Origin of the sequence: Caballeronia sp. LjRoot29, from assembly GCF_964252755.1 — a bacterium.
Lineage (GTDB): Bacteria > Pseudomonadota > Gammaproteobacteria > Burkholderiales > Burkholderiaceae > Caballeronia.
The window spans coordinates 158,173-175,365 of record NZ_CAXUPU020000012.1; the positions used below are offsets into that span (position 1 = coordinate 158,173).

Annotated in this window: 13 protein-coding genes and 3 pseudogenes; 14 read left to right on the top strand and 2 right to left on the bottom strand. The window is 56.1% G+C overall.

Annotation, left to right across the window (positions count from 1 at the left end; all coding sequences use genetic code 11):
* The first annotated feature begins 2 nt into the window (after positions 1-2).
* From ACSQ83_RS16025 to ACSQ83_RS16045, 5 genes and pseudogenes are all read left to right on the top strand, one after another.
* Positions 3-1,205 (top strand): tyrosine-type recombinase/integrase, encoded by a 1,203-nt coding sequence (locus ACSQ83_RS16025; RefSeq protein ID WP_436228838.1) that lies wholly within the window; start codon positions 3-5, stop codon positions 1,203-1,205.
* A gap of 110 nt (positions 1,206-1,315) precedes the next feature.
* A pseudogene (locus ACSQ83_RS16030) lies at positions 1,316-2,741 on the top strand (IS1182 family transposase).
* Between the two features lie 720 nt (positions 2,742-3,461).
* Positions 3,462-4,169, top strand: coding sequence for a hypothetical protein (locus tag ACSQ83_RS16035; RefSeq protein WP_436228839.1), 708 nt, complete (start codon positions 3,462-3,464; stop codon positions 4,167-4,169).
* Positions 4,170-4,296: 127 nt separating this feature from the next.
* Positions 4,297-4,539 (top strand): hypothetical protein, encoded by a 243-nt coding sequence (locus tag ACSQ83_RS16040; RefSeq protein ID WP_436228840.1) that lies wholly within the window; start codon positions 4,297-4,299, stop codon positions 4,537-4,539.
* A 320-nt stretch (positions 4,540-4,859) separates the two neighbouring features.
* Entirely contained in the window at positions 4,860-5,276 is a 417-nt protein-coding gene (locus ACSQ83_RS16045; RefSeq protein WP_436228841.1) for a hypothetical protein, read from the top strand.
* Between the two features lie 15 nt (positions 5,277-5,291).
* Here the strand turns inward: ACSQ83_RS16045 and ACSQ83_RS16050 are convergent, their stop codons facing one another.
* Positions 5,292-5,798 (bottom strand): sensor histidine kinase, encoded by a 507-nt coding sequence (locus ACSQ83_RS16050; RefSeq protein ID WP_436228842.1) that lies wholly within the window; start codon positions 5,796-5,798, stop codon positions 5,292-5,294.
* A gap of 103 nt (positions 5,799-5,901) precedes the next feature.
* Positions 5,902-6,963 (bottom strand): hypothetical protein, encoded by a 1,062-nt coding sequence (locus ACSQ83_RS16055; protein ID WP_436228843.1) that lies wholly within the window; start codon positions 6,961-6,963, stop codon positions 5,902-5,904.
* Between the two features lie 410 nt (positions 6,964-7,373).
* On the opposite strand from ACSQ83_RS16055, the gene ACSQ83_RS16060 reads away from it, so the two are divergent.
* The 9 genes and pseudogenes from ACSQ83_RS16060 to ACSQ83_RS16100 all read left to right on the top strand — a co-directional run.
* Positions 7,374-7,838, top strand: coding sequence for a hypothetical protein (locus ACSQ83_RS16060; RefSeq protein WP_436228844.1), 465 nt, complete (start codon positions 7,374-7,376; stop codon positions 7,836-7,838).
* Positions 7,839-9,528: 1,690 nt separating this feature from the next.
* Complete coding sequence (locus tag ACSQ83_RS16065; protein WP_436228845.1) at positions 9,529-10,410, top strand: DUF3034 family protein; 882 nt, start codon at positions 9,529-9,531, stop codon at positions 10,408-10,410.
* Positions 10,411-10,415: 5 nt separating this feature from the next.
* Positions 10,416-10,859 (top strand): group I truncated hemoglobin, encoded by a 444-nt coding sequence (locus ACSQ83_RS16070; RefSeq protein WP_436228846.1) that lies wholly within the window; start codon positions 10,416-10,418, stop codon positions 10,857-10,859.
* A 117-nt stretch (positions 10,860-10,976) separates the two neighbouring features.
* Positions 10,977-11,591, top strand: coding sequence for a methylamine utilization protein (locus ACSQ83_RS16075; RefSeq protein WP_436228847.1), 615 nt, complete (start codon positions 10,977-10,979; stop codon positions 11,589-11,591).
* Between the two features lie 10 nt (positions 11,592-11,601).
* Complete coding sequence (locus ACSQ83_RS16080; protein ID WP_436228848.1) at positions 11,602-13,962, top strand: EAL domain-containing protein; 2,361 nt, start codon at positions 11,602-11,604, stop codon at positions 13,960-13,962.
* Between the two features lie 104 nt (positions 13,963-14,066).
* Complete coding sequence (locus tag ACSQ83_RS16085; RefSeq protein ID WP_436228849.1) at positions 14,067-14,192, top strand: hypothetical protein; 126 nt, start codon at positions 14,067-14,069, stop codon at positions 14,190-14,192.
* Positions 14,193-15,440: 1,248 nt separating this feature from the next.
* Entirely contained in the window at positions 15,441-15,704 is a 264-nt protein-coding gene (locus tag ACSQ83_RS16090) for a pentapeptide MXKDX repeat protein (RefSeq protein WP_436228850.1), read from the top strand.
* A 322-nt stretch (positions 15,705-16,026) separates the two neighbouring features.
* A pseudogene (locus tag ACSQ83_RS16095) lies at positions 16,027-16,654 on the top strand (cytochrome b/b6 domain-containing protein).
* A 91-nt stretch (positions 16,655-16,745) separates the two neighbouring features.
* Positions 16,746-17,193: pseudogene (locus ACSQ83_RS16100) on the top strand (molybdopterin-dependent oxidoreductase); the annotation flags it as partial.

Consider the following 17,193-nt stretch of genomic DNA (forward strand, 5'->3'; position numbering starts at 1 on the left):
CCATGCCGTTTCCTGAGCCCCTCCGCGTGTCCGATGGCGCCCTGTTGCCTCTTAACCCGCTCGAGCAGTTGTCTCTGCCGTCCGAGCTCGACGGTAGCCTCGGCACAAACCGCGCGCTCGGCAACCGTCCTCAAATTGCGGCGCAAAATGACGTCGACGCCATCAAGGGGTGGCTCGCGCGCTTTGTCGACACAAGAGCGACCTTCGACACCTACCGTAAGGAGTCCGAACGCCTTCTGCTGTGGTCGACCACAGAACTGGGGAAACCCGTTTCCTCGCTCACGCACGAAGACTTGCTCCTCTATCGGCGCTTTCTGGCCGACCCGCAACCGGCGCAGCGCTGGGTGATGGCCGGTCGCAAAGCGGCCCGCGCAGACCCATCCTGGCGCCCGTTCGCGGGGCCACTCTCACCTACGAGCGAACGACAGGCGATTGTGATTCTGAATACGCTCTTCGCCTGGTTGGTGAACGCCGGCTACCTGGCCGGCAATCCGCTGTCTCTGTCGCGCCAACGCACGCGCAAGGCCAAGCCACGGGTAACGCGATTCCTGGAGGACGATCTCTGGCAGGCCGTCAAGGCCTCGATCGACGCGATGCCGCGTGACACTGCCCGCGAGCAGGAGCACCACGCGCGGGTGCGCTGGCTGATTTCGCTCTTGTATCTGATGGGTCTGCGCATTTCGGAAGTCGTGAGCAATCCGATGGGGGGCTTTTTTAGGCGGCGGGACCGCAACGGCCAGGACCGATGGTGGCTGTCGATCACCGGCAAGGGCGACAAGGAACGCTTGCTGCCGGCCACGACGGAACTGATGGCGGAGCTGACCCGCTATCGCCGACACTACGGTCTCACGGCCCTCCCCTATGGCGGTGAGACAACGCCGCTGCTATTGCCGATCGGTGGCGCCCACCGGACGCTGACCCGCGGCGGTGTGCATCTGATCATTAAACAGGTGTTCGACAACGCGATCGAGCACTTGGAGTCGACGGGCGAGGCGCACGAGCGCGCAGCACAACGGTTGCGCCAGGCCTCTGCCCATTGGCTGCGGCACACAGCGGGCTCACACATGATGGCCGGGCAAGTTGACCTTCGATACGTGCGGGACAACCTGGGGCATGAATCGATCTCGACAACCAGTCAGTACCTGCATGCGGACGACGATGATCGACACCGGGCAACAGAAGCCGGGCTGAGACTCAATTGGTAGCGATTTGTAGGGGCGTCGGCGACTACCGACGATTGGCAGAAGGCGACCGAGCCTGTGTGAAAACGCATTGATCGCATAAACTGAATCAACGCACTGAGAACGGGTGACTCATGAAGCGATTTGTTGAAGGCGATGACCGCAAGCGGTTCGCACTACTTCCCGAATGCGTGGATGATTACATCGGACAGGACAACCCGGTAAGGATCGTAGACGTCTTTGTGGACGAATTGGACTTCTCGACGCTCGGCTTCGACGGCACCACGCCAGCAGTCACGGGCCGTCCTTCCTACCATCTGGGTGCGATGCTCAAGATCTATATCTACGGGTATCTGAACCGTATCCCTCCAGCCGGCGTCTGGAGCGTGAATGCCAACGCAATGTCGAGCTGATGTGGCTGACAGGACGTCTGGCGCCAGACTTCAGACGATCGCAGACTTTCGTCGAGATAACGGCCTGGCTATTCGCAACGTGTGCCGTCGTTTCGTCGAACTGTGTCACGGACTGAAGTTACTATCCGTCGACATGGCGGCCATCGACGGCAGCAAATTCAAGGCTGTGAACAGCCGTGACAAGAACTACACGGCAGCCAAGATCGATAAGCGTCAGCAGCAGATTGAGGAAAGCGTCCAGCGAAACCTCGATGCGATTGCAACCGCCGACCGGACAAGTCCGATAGGTTTCGACGTTAAGACCGTGCGCCTGTACGAGAAGATCGCCCGCTTGCGCCAACGGATGCGTGAGCTCGCAGAGGTCAAAAAGCAGTTGCTGAAGCAGCCGCACAGACAGCTACCGATGACGGATCCCGACGCTCGGTCGATGGCAACAAGCGGAAGAGGATCCGGCATGGTGGGCTATAACGTACAGGCCGCCGTCGACGCAAAGCACCACCTGATTGTCGAACACGAGGTGACTAATGTCGGAAACGATCACGGGCAACTTAGCAGGATGGCACTGTTAGCGAAGACTGCGATGGGCAAGACGAAGCTGAAGTTTCTGGCTGATCGGGGCTACTTCAGTGGCCCGGAAATCCGGGCATGCGATCTGAACAACATTAGCGCTTACGTCCCCAAGCCAACCTCCGCGTCAAGGAAGAAAGGTCTCTTCACGAAGGCCGACTTTGTTTACATGGCGAAAAGCGACCTGTATCGATGCCCTGCCGGCGAGCGCTCCATACATCGATTTACGACTGTTGAACATGACATGAATCTGCGGGTGGACTGGCCCCTTTGCCATCTCAAGGAACGATGTTCGCCAAGCGACTATCGCCGCATCCGACGATGGGAGCACGAAAATACACTGGAAGCCATGCGCCGGCTCGACCGAAAACCCGATGCCATGACCATCCGCCGAAGTACTGTCGAACATGTCTTCGGCACGCTCAAGCACTGGATGGGTCCCGCACACTTCCTGACCCGGACGCTTGGTCGCGTGAGCACGGAGCTGAGTCTGCAGGTACTGGCCTACATCCTCAAGCGGGTCATGAATATATTTGGGGTTGCGGAGGTGATGAAGGCAATGAAGATGGCTCGAGCCTAAAGCCCCGAGGGGCTTTCTTGCGCGCGCGATGTTCGATTAGCGGAAGCTCGATGTATAAAACTTGATTGACCTGACCGGCAATCTCGCCCTCAGCGGAAAAAATGGAGTTTCCACACGGTCTCGACCCAGTCCGGACATAGGGCGTGTGCGATCTAGTTGGCCGCTTCCGACGGTATAGCGGTCACTCGCCTTTTCGAGTCCCTTGCGGCCGGTCGGCTGCAGCCTGGTACCGTCATCCAAATGCCTGCGCGCCCTGCCGGTCGGGACGGAAGCTTAAGAGAAGGTCGGAAACTGTATGGCTCATGCTGCTAGATGGTCGCGCTTACGTCAGTTCTGTCGTTCATATGTCGCAAATCGCGCAAACGGTGCATCCGCGACCGATCCGCCTACGTATCTCTTCTAAATCGTCCACAGATCACGATCCGCCGAGTTGGCGCTTTCGTCGTGAAGGATAAGTGCCATCCTTTCGCCGAGTGCAGGGCCCTGTCGAGCAATTGGAGCCGGAATGCGCAACGATCTAAACACTTTCGAATTTGACTTGCTAAGGCAACTCATTTTCGGCGGCAGCAGTGCAATCTCTCCTTTAATTTCAGAGCGTCTGCGTAACATGGGTTATGCGGAACGTGTGTTCTCCCAGACAAGAGCTTCGGATTTAGGCAGGGCCCGTTTGCTAATCGGCCTGCGACCTTACGACACACAGAAATCCGCCTACGAAGCGCCTTGGATGGAAAACAGGTGAACGATGCAAGGGCGTATCTCCGCGTTTTAATGGGGTTAGTATTTTTACTGTTCTTCCCTGGCACTTCAACCGCACACGTCAAATGGTTCTGTTCCACCGCGGACCCTTCTGTTCCGCCTCTAGATTTGCACGCTGCAATCACGCCAATGTTTGGCGCCTGCCTCTTGGCTTTTGCACTTTTGCTGTTTGCAGGGACCATGACGGATCACTGGCTGTCGCATCGACGGCCGGCACTTGCAGAAACAAACCCAGCAACACGCCCATTCAAGGAAAAACTCATGCGCGTGGCTGTTGGCGCTTTTTTCCTCTGTCTATGGGACAACGGAGCCGTCGTGCCATGGTCGCAAAGCGATGGCGCCATCCTGACGCCCGAACTCGTCTCCGGGGCACCGTGGATTGCGACCGTTCAGTTCATCGTTGCAGTCGTGCTTCTGTGGCGTTGCACTTGTTCACTTGCTGCCGTGGGAATCGTAATCGTGTACGCAGCTGGCGTCGCGGACTATGGCTTGTTCCATCTAATAGAGTATCTGTTCTTCCTTGGTATTGCCGGCTATCTGGCACTGACTGGCCTGCGCTCTCCGTCGATCGACCGTTGGCGGGTACCGCTCCTATGTGCTTCGCTGTCGGCGAGCTTGATGTGGACTGCTGTAGAAAAATTTCTGTACCTCAATGGACGGTGCCAGTACTAATCGCACATCCACGGATCACTGCGGGTCTCGCGCCACTGGTCGTTACCGTAATCGCCGGCTTTGTAGAATTCACGCTGGCCTTTTTCATCTCCGCGGGCCGTGGGTTACTTCGAGTCGGGCCATAATCTTGCTTTCAATTTTCGCTATCGCGGTACCTGAATTTGGTCATCTGGATGCGGAACATTTTACGATTATCGCCATCCTTGGCATTGTCGGATTGCATGGGGTCTCGGTCTTGCAAGAAAGAGCGCGGCCTGCACACAGCAACTCAGCGCTGTTGGATGCAGGTACGACGGTAGCGATCTACCTAGGACTGTTGACTTCGTTTATTATCAGCTATTATCTATTGCAAGCCATGCAATATCGCTAAAGGGGCCGTCCTCTTGGTGCTCGGGGCGTTTGAATCCTTTCGGGACCACTTACCATCGCCAGCTTGGCCAGCCATTTTCCTCTACCACGTGCTTTCGTCTGAATCCCGATGATTAAAGCGGCATCGACCTCGTCATAGACGCATTAGGGCTCTTTGATGCGCTTGGAGCTATCCGACGGGCGCGCTTGTTGGTTCTTGGCTGCTTCGGCATCTTCGCGATCAAACACATACAGCTTCGTTGACTTTGCCATAGCAGGTCCTACCACTACGCTGACCTTTTTCGAGGATGTGAACCGATGCTTTCACCAAGAAAGCGAAGTATGCTCTATAGCTACACGCTTCCCAATCGGAGCAGCAAAACGCTACACCTTCCGCTTGACAAGATGCTGGCGGACAAGCTCTCGTTGCGTTTCAGGTTGGCACTAGAAGGCGCCCGGCAAGGTCGGGCAGACGTTGCCGCAGCTCACTGCTTGCTTGAAGTCACGTTGCTGACCGGCTTCCTAAAGGAAGACGGGCACTCAACAATTGAACAGGCAGTCATTGACCACGCTGAACTATCGTTATACGAAATCTTGGAAGATAAGCGGTTCGACGATCCTTGCGAGTTTGACGACCAGACGCTTCACGACTTAACCATTGTCGTGAATGAGCATGAGCGACAGCTGAGGGAATTGCGTTTGACGGCGTTGTATAAAGCCGTCGCCCGACTTGAACAGCTTCTTAAGCGCGGCAATTGACCGGTTGAAGTTGGTTCACGGTTGTTGGACACCTCGCGCGGGCATCCGAGCGATGAAGCACGTTCCTTCTTCGGCGGACGAGCGGACCTCCAGTATCCCGCTGTGCGCCTTCACGATCTGTTTGCATATGTAAAGGCCAAGTCCGAGCCCGCCGCCCGGTTTGCTTGACGCCAGACGCCAGTACGGTTCGAAGACCTTTCCCAGCGTGTCAGGACCGATTATGTCTCCGCCGTTCGCAACGCTGATGACCAAGTGTTCATTCTCGACGCAGACATTGACCGTAATCAGATGATCGTCTGCGCCATGCGTAGTGGCGTTACCCAGCAGGTTCGACAACAGTTGCTGAATACGCGTGCGGTCACACTGTATGCTTTGATTCAAATCAAACGTCGCGTTAATCTCGCAATCGGGATTCGCGTCACACAACTCATCAATGACGCCTCGCAGCGCATTCTCTAGGTCGGGTGTGGGTGCAATAGTGACTCCGATTCCCGACCCATCCTCCATTTGCACCAGCACCATTGCAGCAATGCCCAACGCCTAAGACGGCCTCTCAGCAGTCTTGTCGTGTACAGTTGAACGAGTGGCGAGTGGCGATCTAGAAGCCAAGTCTACGGTTCAGCGATCAGCCATATTGAAGAGCATGGACGCCATAGTAGAAGGCAAAGAACAATGCAAGTAATACTGCGTATATCAAGACTGTCGTAACTGCGTCAGCGCGCATGTTTTCTCGTTTCGAACGCAGACTGATCTGTAGTTGCCTTGCGCCCTGGTACATGACCATGCCTAAAATACCGACGATAGTGAAATGACCAACGGCGTCGAGATGCCCGAATTCAGGAACTGCTGCAACGAAGATAATCAGTAGCAGGGTAGCACCGAGTCGCAATAGGCCAAAACCAACTAGCAGGAAGAACGCCAGCGTGAACTCGACGAATCCGGCAATCACGGTAACGATCGCCGGATCGATGCCAAGGGCAATGTTGGGATAAGAGTATAAGACCGCGAGGGTCCATTGAGGGAACACAAATTTCTCGATCGCCGTCCACATCAGACTTCCCGACAAGCTAGCAACGACGACAACTTCTCGCCACTGCCTCGCCCTCGGATCGTCGAACGATGTGAGCGCCATATAGCCTGCGATACCGAGGAAAAACGTGTAATCGATCATGTGAAAAACGCCATACTTGACGACGCCAGCACCATAGATAGCCAAGATGCCGATTGCACCCAGCAAGCAACTGCGTTTCCAGAGCATGCACAGCGCCACGACAAACTGCAGCGTCGTTATCCAGGCGATACCGCCGAACAATTCCGGCGTGAGCATCGCCTTGCCATCGGCCCACGGTACTACAGCGCCGCCATCCCACAAGCAAAGGAAAAAAGCGCCAACTGCCACGCGCATCAATTTCTCGGTCGACTGCTCAACAGTAGGACCAGCCGTCACAACGGCAGGCCAACGACGCGAGACCCAGTTGTCAACGAGAACGCCAAGGAAAAGCGCGGATCCAAAAGCACCAAGGGTGGCAATAAAAATCGGGGTAAAAACTCTAGCCAAGCTCAATGGAGAGGCCGACGGATCGGCCGTGGAGCAAAACCATTTGACGTGCGCCATTGCTTCAGATGACGTAAATGTACCTATAGCCACGCATAGCGCGACAGTGAAGCGCCGATTTGCGTGGCTCATGGACGCTCCATCAAGTATCGAACCTTAAGGTACGTACGCTTGCTATCGATGGATGCAATATTGCTGATTTGTGTGCCGGAGAGCGCTGACAAGCGCGGCGAATACCGTAAGTGACTCTCGACGTCTATGCGATTGCTGTTGTCCAATCGGTCGGACGGACGCGCTGGCACAACAAAGGCGCTCAGATAATCAGATAATCGACCGTCGTGTCCGTCTGCGCACGGCCTGACAGATCTGTTTCCCAATGCGTTGAGTCCCCTACCGGACCGCGTCGACCGCGATCTTATGGGCTATTGGTTATCGCAGAGTGTATGGAAAAAAGACGCGTTGCATGATGGTTAGGACGTGCGCAAAACACCACGTCTGACTCGGACACGAATGAACAGATCGCGGCTCACGAGGACGGTTGCATGCCGTTCGACGATGCGATAGTCGATAAGGATTTATCGCGCGAGATCGAGTTGGTCCGACGTCAGTCAATCGGCCACGCTCACGGTCCGATCAAAAGCGCCGGCATGGTGAACTGCATGCACATGAATTCCCTGACGCAGGAGCGCTGGACAATCGACCACCGCCTGTATTGCTCGCGTTTAACGCAATCTCGCAGATGCACCGCTCGCCACGCAGCATTGCGCCCGGCCGAGCTCAATTGCGTGCCTCAACTGAACAACTCGTGTCACCTGCACGAAGCAACAGTGGCTTCCGGCATCCCCGCCACTCCATGTTGCGCCGTCCATTGCGAATTCATAGCCTCGGGCGCCTGCAAAGTGGCGAATGCTGTCACACAGAATAAGCGCGTCAAATCCGAAGAATATTCCGCGGTTACCACGCTGAAATTCTCCCAGACCAAGCGAATGAACGGTTCGCCGTCGTAGTGCACCGTTACGTGAATTGGCGGCACAAGACGGGCGTCGCGTGGCAGTCGCTCAGTAGCTCGCACGAACGACGCCACAACATTCAGCCGGACTGCATTTCGCAGCCGCGGAAGCTGAATTTGTAAGTGTCTCCATGACTCCTCCCGCACAAAACCGAAGCTGATGTGAAAAGTAAGCATATTCCTGTTCAGCTTTCGTTAATAGCAATTGCCGACTATGGCAAACCTAACCTTAGCGCCACTAATGCACGAAATTCCTGCTTTTAACTGCATGCATGCTAACGTGTCTCTCAGTTCGACTTCGCGCTATGCTAGAGTTGAAAGGATAAGGCAAGGTGTCGCCGTTCGTAAACGCGAGCCCCCATTTAGTGGCAAAGTTTATCGCTGCATCTTCCGATGCGAAGCGTCCAGGGGACCCGTGGTATTGAGCGTTTCCAGATTCGTCGCAGATAGTCACTGAGGCGTTGACCTCCTCGCGAGCGCTCCGCAGCGGGCCGAATGGCCGTCCCTAGGTACGTCATCTCCATGTCCGCCTCTCATTTTATATATTTGAGCGGAAACGGTAGTCGAAACATAAATTCAAAGCTTGCGATTTGTAATGAAAAAAACCGGCACGAAGCCGGCTGAAAAGGTGCGGTTTCCGAGGGTGTCCACCGACCTGAGAGATTTTCATCGTACCGCAATTTATTTAAAAAGTCGCTCGGGTTAAATACGGCGTAGTCGAAGCACTGCAGTAGGACGGTGGTTTTCGAGGTGTCTAGAAGCTCGATCGACTTTTCTAGACCGTATGAAGTTTTCACAACTTCGTCGATAACGTTGTCACCGGCGACGACGGGGTGCGACTAACCTAAAGAAAGCATTCCTGACCGTTCGAAGGCGGAGTTGTGGTGCATTCCGCGTCGCACAGCCGGCGAGGCGGCTCCTTCCCTGCTGCGGGTGCGAACCGTCAGTCGAGGAAGTTGTCTCTGAAGCTTGATACCCATCCGTTATCCGTTGCTCATGTCCAGATAGACAACTGATGGATCGTATAGAGGGTGACGGCACGGCGATCCTTATGACATTCGCCGTGCGTGACAAGAAAAATCGGGCATCGCCGCCGGTTACATGCCGCTTGACGCTTGACGCTCGGCGACGACGACACGAATTGTACTAAATCGGTTCGATATACCATCCGTGATAGGACATGTGTGCCGCGGAAACGAGGCGTGTCAGGGGAGACACGCCGATAAGCTGGTTTTTCAGATCACCATCATGGAGAAAAGCTTATCTTCCCGAGCTTTTTCAGGCTCTGATTGTGTTCGCGTCAGTTCGTCACTCGGTACGTCGGCTTCCTGCGCGCTCCGGGCCTTCTTGGAGCCTGGCGTTGTTCGGCGTCCACTCGGATTCAATTTTTTCGAAGTCTCGCTTATATCGAAGGCCCACCTCATCCACCACACCTGTTCGAATCAAGCCCCTCACAAGCGCTTACGCGTAAGCGTTTCATTGGGAGAATTTCTCCGCTCGCACGCTCCTCTAAAGATGCGACCTCAATCGCCGATATACCAATGTTAAGGCAACATTGAAAAAGTATCCGATTGTCAAACTGTCACGTCGCTATCAGGTTCTGCGGCGAGAAAGGGGTGACTCAGCGTCGTCTTAAACCAGGGACATAGAAACCAACCCGTTCTAAGCCTGTAACAGGCCCGATATCCATGCAATTGAGAAAAAGAACATCCTGCCTGGCCTTGGCCGCGTCCGCGTTAATTTCCTGCCCAGCAGTGGCGGACGAACCAACTACCGGCGGTAAACTCCTGCTCACAGGTGGCGTATCCGAGATCGAAGGTGCCGCAGGCGGAGGCCTCACTCCGTGGGCCGTGATCGGTGGCTATGGAACCGCCTCGCAACTCGGTGGCAATGCTCACGGCACCTATGTCAGGACGCAGGATTTCGCGCTGTCGACGTACGGGATTGCCGTGGGCGTCGCGAACCGCGTCGAGTTTTCGCTCGCACGCCAGACGTTTGACACGCGTGATGCCGGAGCGAAGCTCGGCCTTGGCTCGAACTTCAAGTTCAATCAGGACATCTTCGGCATGAAGGTTCGACTCTTAGGCGACGCCGTGCTCGATCAGGACACGTGGGTGCCGCAACTCGCCGCCGGTATCCAGTTCAAGCACAACGAGCAGGGTGACATCGTCAACGCGGTGGGAGCTACGAGCAATTCCGGTACTGATTTCTATTTGTCGGCCACGAAACTGCTGCTGGCGCAAAGCGTGCTGCTCAATGGCACCCTGCGATTCACCAAGGCCAATCAATTTGGCTTGCTTGGATTCGGTGGCGACAAATCCAACGCATACCATGCCGAATTTGAAGCCTCGGCGGCTTACATGCTGTCGAAGTCCCTGGCCATCGGCGGCGAATACCGTACCAAGCCCGATAATCTCAGCTTCGCGCGCGAACAGAACGCCTACGACGCCTTTTTTGCCTGGGCGCCAACCAAACACGTCTCGTTGACGGCTGCTTACGTCGCGTTGGGCGATATCGCGACCTTCAAGAACCAGCGCGGCGCCTACCTTTCATTGCAAGTGGGGTTCTGATGCACATGAAGTTGCGAAATACACTGCTTCGGGGCGCACGGGTCGCAGCACTCGCCCTGCCAGTACTGATGAGTGCAGGCGCGTATGCGGACGATTCGCTCTATCGCACGTTCGGCGAGAAGCCCGGCCTCGTCAGGATCACCGACGACCTGTACACGAACCTGCTCGCCGATCCGCGCACCGCGCCGTATTTCGAGAACGCTCCCATCCGGCGCATCAAGGAGAAGCTTGTCGAGCAATTTTGCGTGCTGCTGGGTGGCCCCTGCCAATACACCGGCCGCACGATGAAGCGAACCCACGAAGGCCAGAACATCGATCGCGCGGCGTTCGATGCGTTGGTCGAGAATCTGCAAAAGGCAATGGACAAGAACGGCGTGCCGTTCCACTCGCAAAACAAGTTGCTAGCGAAGCTCGCACCCATGTACCGAGACATTCAGGATCGCGAATAAGCAAAAACGTCTACGTATCGGTGTGCATACACGCGGCTAAAGTTTTTCCGCGACATGCCGATAAACCTGTCGGTGTGCCACGCACTTATGCGATCGATTCATCGGGAAAACAGTTGAATGGAACTCAGCAAACAGGTAATTTCAGCGCTTCTTTTCTGCGCGGCGAGCTTCCCGTCGATCGGTGCAAACGCCGCCAGTGTGCGCGTACAGGTCGCTGACCAGCTCGGTGCGCCGGTCAAGGATGCCATCGTCTACGCCATGCCAGTGAGCGGGAAGCTGCCGGCGTCCAAGCCAGCCGGCGCGGTCATCGACCAGATCAAGCGGCAATTCGTACCGCTTGTCTCAGTTGCACAGACCGGCGCCGCCATTACGTTCCCGAACAAGGACAACATTGAACACGACGTCTATTCATTCTCGCCGGCCAAGCGCTTCGAACTAAACCTGTACCACGGTATTCCGGCGAAACCGGTGGTGTTCGACAATCCTGGTCTCGTGGTGATGGGCTGCAATATTCACGACACGATGGTCGCCTATCTGCTTCTCGTTGATACACCTTACTTCGCCAAGACCGATGCGAACGGTCACGCGGACATCAATAACCTGCCCGCTGACAGCTACAAGGTGACGGTGTGGCACTACCGGATGACCGAACCGAACACGCAGCCGAGCAGCCAAGTCAGCGCCGGCAGCGACAGCCCCGCCAAGATCACGCTGCAGTTGAACCCGGAATAATTCTCCCGTCATGCGACTTCACAGCCTGCGCGCCCGAATCGCCGTCATCTTCGTTCTTCTGATGCTTGCCGTGCAGGCAGCGGCCTTCCTCGTCACCAGTTCGGTGATCAGTTCGAATGCACGCAGCAATGCGCAGGAGCAACTATCCGTAGCGGAACGTGTGTTCAGACAAGTACTACGTTCAAACGGCGAAAAACTGGCGCAGGCGGCCAGTGTCGTTGCGGCCGATTTCGCCTTCCGTCAGGCGGTCGCCACATACGACGAAAACACCGTGGCCTCCGCGCTCAAGAATCATGGCGACCGCGTCAATGCGGATATCGTGATGCTCGTGGACCTTGACGGCAAATTAGTCACCGACAGTAATGGCCCCGCGCTCGAAGGTGCGACCTTCCCCTTTCCCACGCTGATCCATGCAGCCCAGCGCAACGGCGATGCATCGTCAATTGGCATGATCGGCGGGCGCCCCTATCAGCTCGTCGCGGTCCCGGTCAAAGCTCCCGTTACGATCGCATGGATCACGATGGGTTTTCTCATCGACGACAAGATGGCGAGCGAGATGAGCAAACTGACTTCGCTCGACGTCTCATTCCTCGATGGCCGCGCTGACGGCGAGTGGACCGTGCTCGCGAGTTCTCTCGATCCCTCGAAACGATCGACGCCCATGAATGCCGCCGGTCTCGCCGACGAGAACTACGCCAGCCGAGTCATAAAGCTTCAGTCACCGGGTGAACCAATGGCGGTCCTGCTGCAGCGGTCGCTGCGCGATGCACTTGCTCCGTTCCAACGCCTGCGCACCGCCCTGTGGCTCATTACCTTATGCGGCGTGCTAGTGTCAGTCATCGGTAGTGTGTTCACCGCGCGCAGCGTCACGCGTCCGATCGCGGCGCTGACGCGTTTCTCACGGCGCATCGGACAAGGCAATTACGCCGAACCACTTGTCGTCTCGCACAACGACGAAATTGCCGAGCTGGCGGCCTCATTCAATCAGATGCAGGAAGGCATTGCGGATCGCGAGCAGCGGATCTCCGAGCTGGCCTACATGGACCGCCTGACGGGTCTGCCAAACCGTGCGCTGTTCAGCGACCGCCTGCAACAGGCTCTCAGCGTGGCGCTCCGGGCCGGCCATTCGCTGAGCGTGATGATGATGGACCTCGACCGCTTCAAGTATGTCAACGACACGCTGGGCCATCCGATCGGCGACCTTTTGCTGTGCGAGGTGGCGAAGCGACTACAGGCCTCATTGCACCGGGCATCCGACACCGTTGCGCGCCTCGGCGGTGATGAGTTCGCCGTGCTGTTGCCGACTGACGACATCGAGGCCGCGGAGATGATCGCCACGCGCATGCTCAAGGCGCTCGAAAAGCCCACGATGATCGAGGGCCAACTCGTCGATATTGGCGCGAGTATTGGCATCGTCAGCTTTCCGCACAATGGTGTAGACATGAACGTGCTGCTGCGGCGCGCGGATATCGCGATGTACACGGCCAAGCGCACCAATTCGGGCTTCGCTCTCTACGACGAGAAACACGACCACAACAGTGCTGAGCGCCTCTCATTGATGAGCGAGTTGCGTCAGGCCATCGAGCACGATCAGCTAACGCTCTACTATCAACCGAAAGTGGATCTTGCCACGCATACAGTCAAATATGTCGAGGCGCTCATTCGCTGGGAACACCCGACGCGCGGTTTTGTCGCGCCCGATCAGTTCATCCCGTTCGCCGAGCAGACCGGTTATATAAAAACGATCTCACGCTGGGTCGCCGATAAGGCGATTCACCAGTGTGCGATGTGGCGTGAGCAGGGCATCGAACTGGCCGTGTCAGTGAATGTGTCGGCCCGAGAACTGATCCAGTCCACGCTGCCCGAAATGTTTCATTCGATGCTAGAGAAGTATGGCGTCCCCGCCGAATGGATCTGGGTGGAAATTACAGAAAGTGCCATACTGGACGACCCCGATCACGCTATCGAAACACTCGACCGCCTCCGTGCGCTTGGCATACGAATTTCCATCGATGACTTCGGCACCGGCTATTCGTCGCTGTCGTATCTCAAGCGCATGCCGGTTGACGAATTGAAGATCGACAAGTCGTTTGTGATGGGCATGGCAACTGACAAGGACGACGAGACCATCGTTCGCTCGACCATCGACCTCGGCCACAACATGGGCCTCAAGGTCGTAGCCGAGGGTGTGGAAACCGAGGAAATGTTGGAACAACTGAAGGAGATGCGCTGCGATCTGGTGCAGGGCTTTCATCTCAGCCGTCCCCTTCCACCCGCGAAACTGGAGCTCTGGTTGCATGGATGGGAGTCGAACCAGCGCGAGGCCTCCAACTATAAGGGCAATCTTTCCGAATCCATTCAGCTTGTATGAACTCTGCGCTACTGCGCGGAGCGTATCCTTGAGGGCTCTCAGCCTCGCGTGACCCGAATCCTTGAGGACGATCTTTGGCAGGCCCTCAAGCCTCGATCGACGCGATGACCCGAGACACCGCACGCGAGCAGGATCACTACGGGCGGGTGCGTTGGTTGTTCTCACTCGTGTATCTGATGGGTCTGCGCATCGAGGAAGTCGTGAGCATTCCGATGGGGAGCTTTTTTTAGACGCCTTGATCGAGAGGGGCAGGACCGCTGTTGGCTCGCGATCACCGGCAAGGTCAAGGAGCGCTTGCTGCCGGCGACGACGAAATTGATTGCGGAGCTCGCACGCTATCGCGGACACTACGGGCTGGGTGCACTCCCCTATGGCGGTGAAACGACGCCCTCTGCTGTTGCCGATCGGTGGGACACATCGGCCGCTGACCTGCGGTGGTCTGCACCTAATCATTAAACAGGTGTTCGACAACGCGATCGACCATCTGCAGTCAACGGGGGAAGCGCGTGAGCGCGCGACCAAACGATTGTGCCGGACGTCGGCTCATTGGCTACGGCACACGACGGGCTCTCGCATGATGGATGGCCAAGTCAATCTACGATACGTGAGAGATAACCTGGGGCACGACTCGATCTCGACGTCCAGCCACAATATCTGCACAGGGGCGACGACGATCGGCATCGTGCTACAGAGGCCAGACTGAGGCTCAACCGGTAGAAGGACGACTACCGATCGAAGGTGGCGCAAGTGATAAAGAATTGACCGGACTCACGCTATGCCATCGATCGCGCGGCCGCAACGGAAAATTCCAACGATGATCGCTGATATCGGGTCTGATAAATGCTGCTACATCCACGAACGCGAATGTCGCCGGACGTAGTTTGATTAGTACTTCAGAACTGCGAATCGGCGCCAATCGATTTGGCATCTGGATCAGCCTCCTAACCAAACTCTGGGCGTGAAAGCGTTTGGCCAATCGCGGCCAAACGGGTCCCGCGCATGAGTCTCCCCGTGTGGGATGCGGGTGCAATCGCAATGTTCCGCCTGATACCTTCTCGATATCAGATGGATTCACTGAATTTTCACAGAAAATTCCGATCGTTAGCGATGAAGTAACCGGCCCCCGGGTGCGCTGAGATCAGACCTAAGACTTGTTTGCTTGTGCTCGTTGCATTACGGAAACTTCGTCAAAATATATTTCATTTTAACCGTAACCAGAGCGAAGGGCCGAGCGAATTACGGATTAGAGATCGTGGGCCCACGACCTACGTTAGATACTACAAGGAGTCGAGAGCAAAGGTAAAACCAAGTTCTTGAGGAGAATCCGTACCTGACGGGAAAGCGCACTTGATATGTCCCGCAGCCAGTGGATCGAAATGTCGACACACCCTGTGCCGCAAAACTCAGCACCTGCCTGAAAAGGCAGGTCGTCGGATCGCGGATATTCAATGTAAACAGAAATCACACAAGGAGTTGCTATGAAAAGGATTGCAATCGCAGCGCTTGCCACAGGCTTGCTGGTATGTGGTGGTTCGGCGTTCGCGCAAGCGAGCGGCGCCATGTCCAACGACGGTATGTCGAAAGACTCAATGAGCAAGGATTCGATGCAAAAAGACACAATGTCGAAAGACTCAATGTCCAAAGGCTCGATGAGCAAGAAGATGAAGCACGACAACATGATGAAGAAAGGTACAGGAGACTCGAAGATGGGCCACGGCGCATCGGGCGCCATGGCGAACTAAGCTAAACGAGGACGGAAAGTGGCTGGAGCATTCGCCCAGCCATTTTATCAAGCGGTAACGTTCGAAAAATGCCGGGTATCCCCGAGCAAATTTCGGGCGTGTGCACTGCGAACGCGATGCGCTATGGCGTGGTGGTGTTCGTTGGCAGTGAGTCTACGGGTAAAGTGCTGCAAGCGGCCGAATTGCCGTTATGCGGTAGCTAAAAGATTTCCGTTAAAGCGGTGGCACAACGCCATCATTGGGATGGCGTCCCATGCTGATAGACACTACCACGCGAGAGAATTTTTTCGGTGCGATAGCCAAGTAATGCGAGGAGATCAGAATGAACCCTACACATCAACCGAGCGGATTGACTGTCCCCACGCGCACGATGCAGCCCGCGTGGGTGCGGCTGACACACTGGCTATACGCACTCGCGGTGATGCTGATGATGATGTCGGGATGGCAAATCTATGACGCGTCGCCGGTGTTCAAGGGCTTCACGATTCCGAAGAGCATAACGCTCGGCGGATGGCTCGGAGGCGCACTGCAATGGCACTTCGCGGCGATGTGACTCTTGTTCTTCAACGGGCTCTTCTATCTTACGATGAATCTCGTGACGGGCCGCATTAAGACGAAGTTTTTCCCACTGTCGCCGCGCTCGATCCTGCGCGATCTGGGCCAAGCCCTCAGGGGACATTTATCGCACGCTGACCCAAGCAAATACAACGCTGTACAACAATTCGCGTACCTCTTTGTGATGCTTGATATTGCTGGGGCTGGTTTTGTCCGGTCTCGCAATTTGGAAGTCGGTGCAATTCCCCCTGTTACGCGGCCTGATGGGAGGCTACGACTTTGCGCGCGTTGTCCACTTCTGCACTATGTCGCTGCTGGCAGCGTTCATCGTCGTGCACCTGGTGATGGTCGCGCTGGCGCCACGCTCATTTTTGACCATGATTCGGGGACGCTAGTCCAGGAGAATCGATCGTGAAACCCATTAAACCAAATCGCACAAACGTTGACCGTGGATCCCTGATCATTAATGTCCGTCGCGAACTCGACATGCCTTCCCGCCGCCTGTTCGGCAAACGCGTCTCACGCTCGGGGGTCTCTCGATGCTGACCGGCTGTGGTCTGTCAGATGACAATCCGTCGAAACCTTCCTTACTCGTGTCTCGCGAATGAACGACACCGTGCAAGGCTGGCTATTCGATCCGAACCGCCTGGCACCAACCTACACCGAGGCGGATATCACACGACCGTTTCCGTTTAACGCGTTCTACGGAGTCGACGACGCGCCTAAAGTTGATGGCACAGATTTTCGCCTGAAGGTGGGTGGCCTGGTGCAGAACACACGCACTTGGACCTTGCCCGAACTCTATACCTTACCGAAAGCGGAACACAACGCGGCACATTTGTGTAGAAGGATGGAGCGCGATTGGACGCTGGGGCGGCACGCCGTTCTCGGAGTTCCTGAAGCGAGTGGGTGCAGACACATCGGCGAAATACGT

Coding starts and splice junctions, on each gene's coding strand:
- ACSQ83_RS16025 (WP_436228838.1), top strand. CDS start 3: ATGCCGTTTCCTGAGCCCCTCCGCGTGTCCGATGGCGCCCTGTTGCCT.
- ACSQ83_RS16045 (WP_436228841.1), top strand. CDS start 4,860: ATGCTCTATAGCTACACGCTTCCCAATCGGAGCAGCAAAACGCTACAC.
- ACSQ83_RS16050 (WP_436228842.1), bottom strand. CDS start 5,798: ATGGTGCTGGTGCAAATGGAGGATGGGTCGGGAATCGGAGTCACTATT.
- ACSQ83_RS16055 (WP_436228843.1), bottom strand. CDS start 6,963: ATGAGCCACGCAAATCGGCGCTTCACTGTCGCGCTATGCGTGGCTATA.
- ACSQ83_RS16060 (WP_436228844.1), top strand. CDS start 7,374: ATGCCGTTCGACGATGCGATAGTCGATAAGGATTTATCGCGCGAGATC.
- ACSQ83_RS16065 (WP_436228845.1), top strand. CDS start 9,529: ATGCAATTGAGAAAAAGAACATCCTGCCTGGCCTTGGCCGCGTCCGCG.
- ACSQ83_RS16070 (WP_436228846.1), top strand. CDS start 10,416: ATGAAGTTGCGAAATACACTGCTTCGGGGCGCACGGGTCGCAGCACTC.
- ACSQ83_RS16075 (WP_436228847.1), top strand. CDS start 10,977: ATGGAACTCAGCAAACAGGTAATTTCAGCGCTTCTTTTCTGCGCGGCG.
- ACSQ83_RS16080 (WP_436228848.1), top strand. CDS start 11,602: ATGCGACTTCACAGCCTGCGCGCCCGAATCGCCGTCATCTTCGTTCTT.
- ACSQ83_RS16085 (WP_436228849.1), top strand. CDS start 14,067: ATGACCCGAGACACCGCACGCGAGCAGGATCACTACGGGCGGGTGCGT.
- ACSQ83_RS16090 (WP_436228850.1), top strand. CDS start 15,441: ATGAAAAGGATTGCAATCGCAGCGCTTGCCACAGGCTTGCTGGTATGT.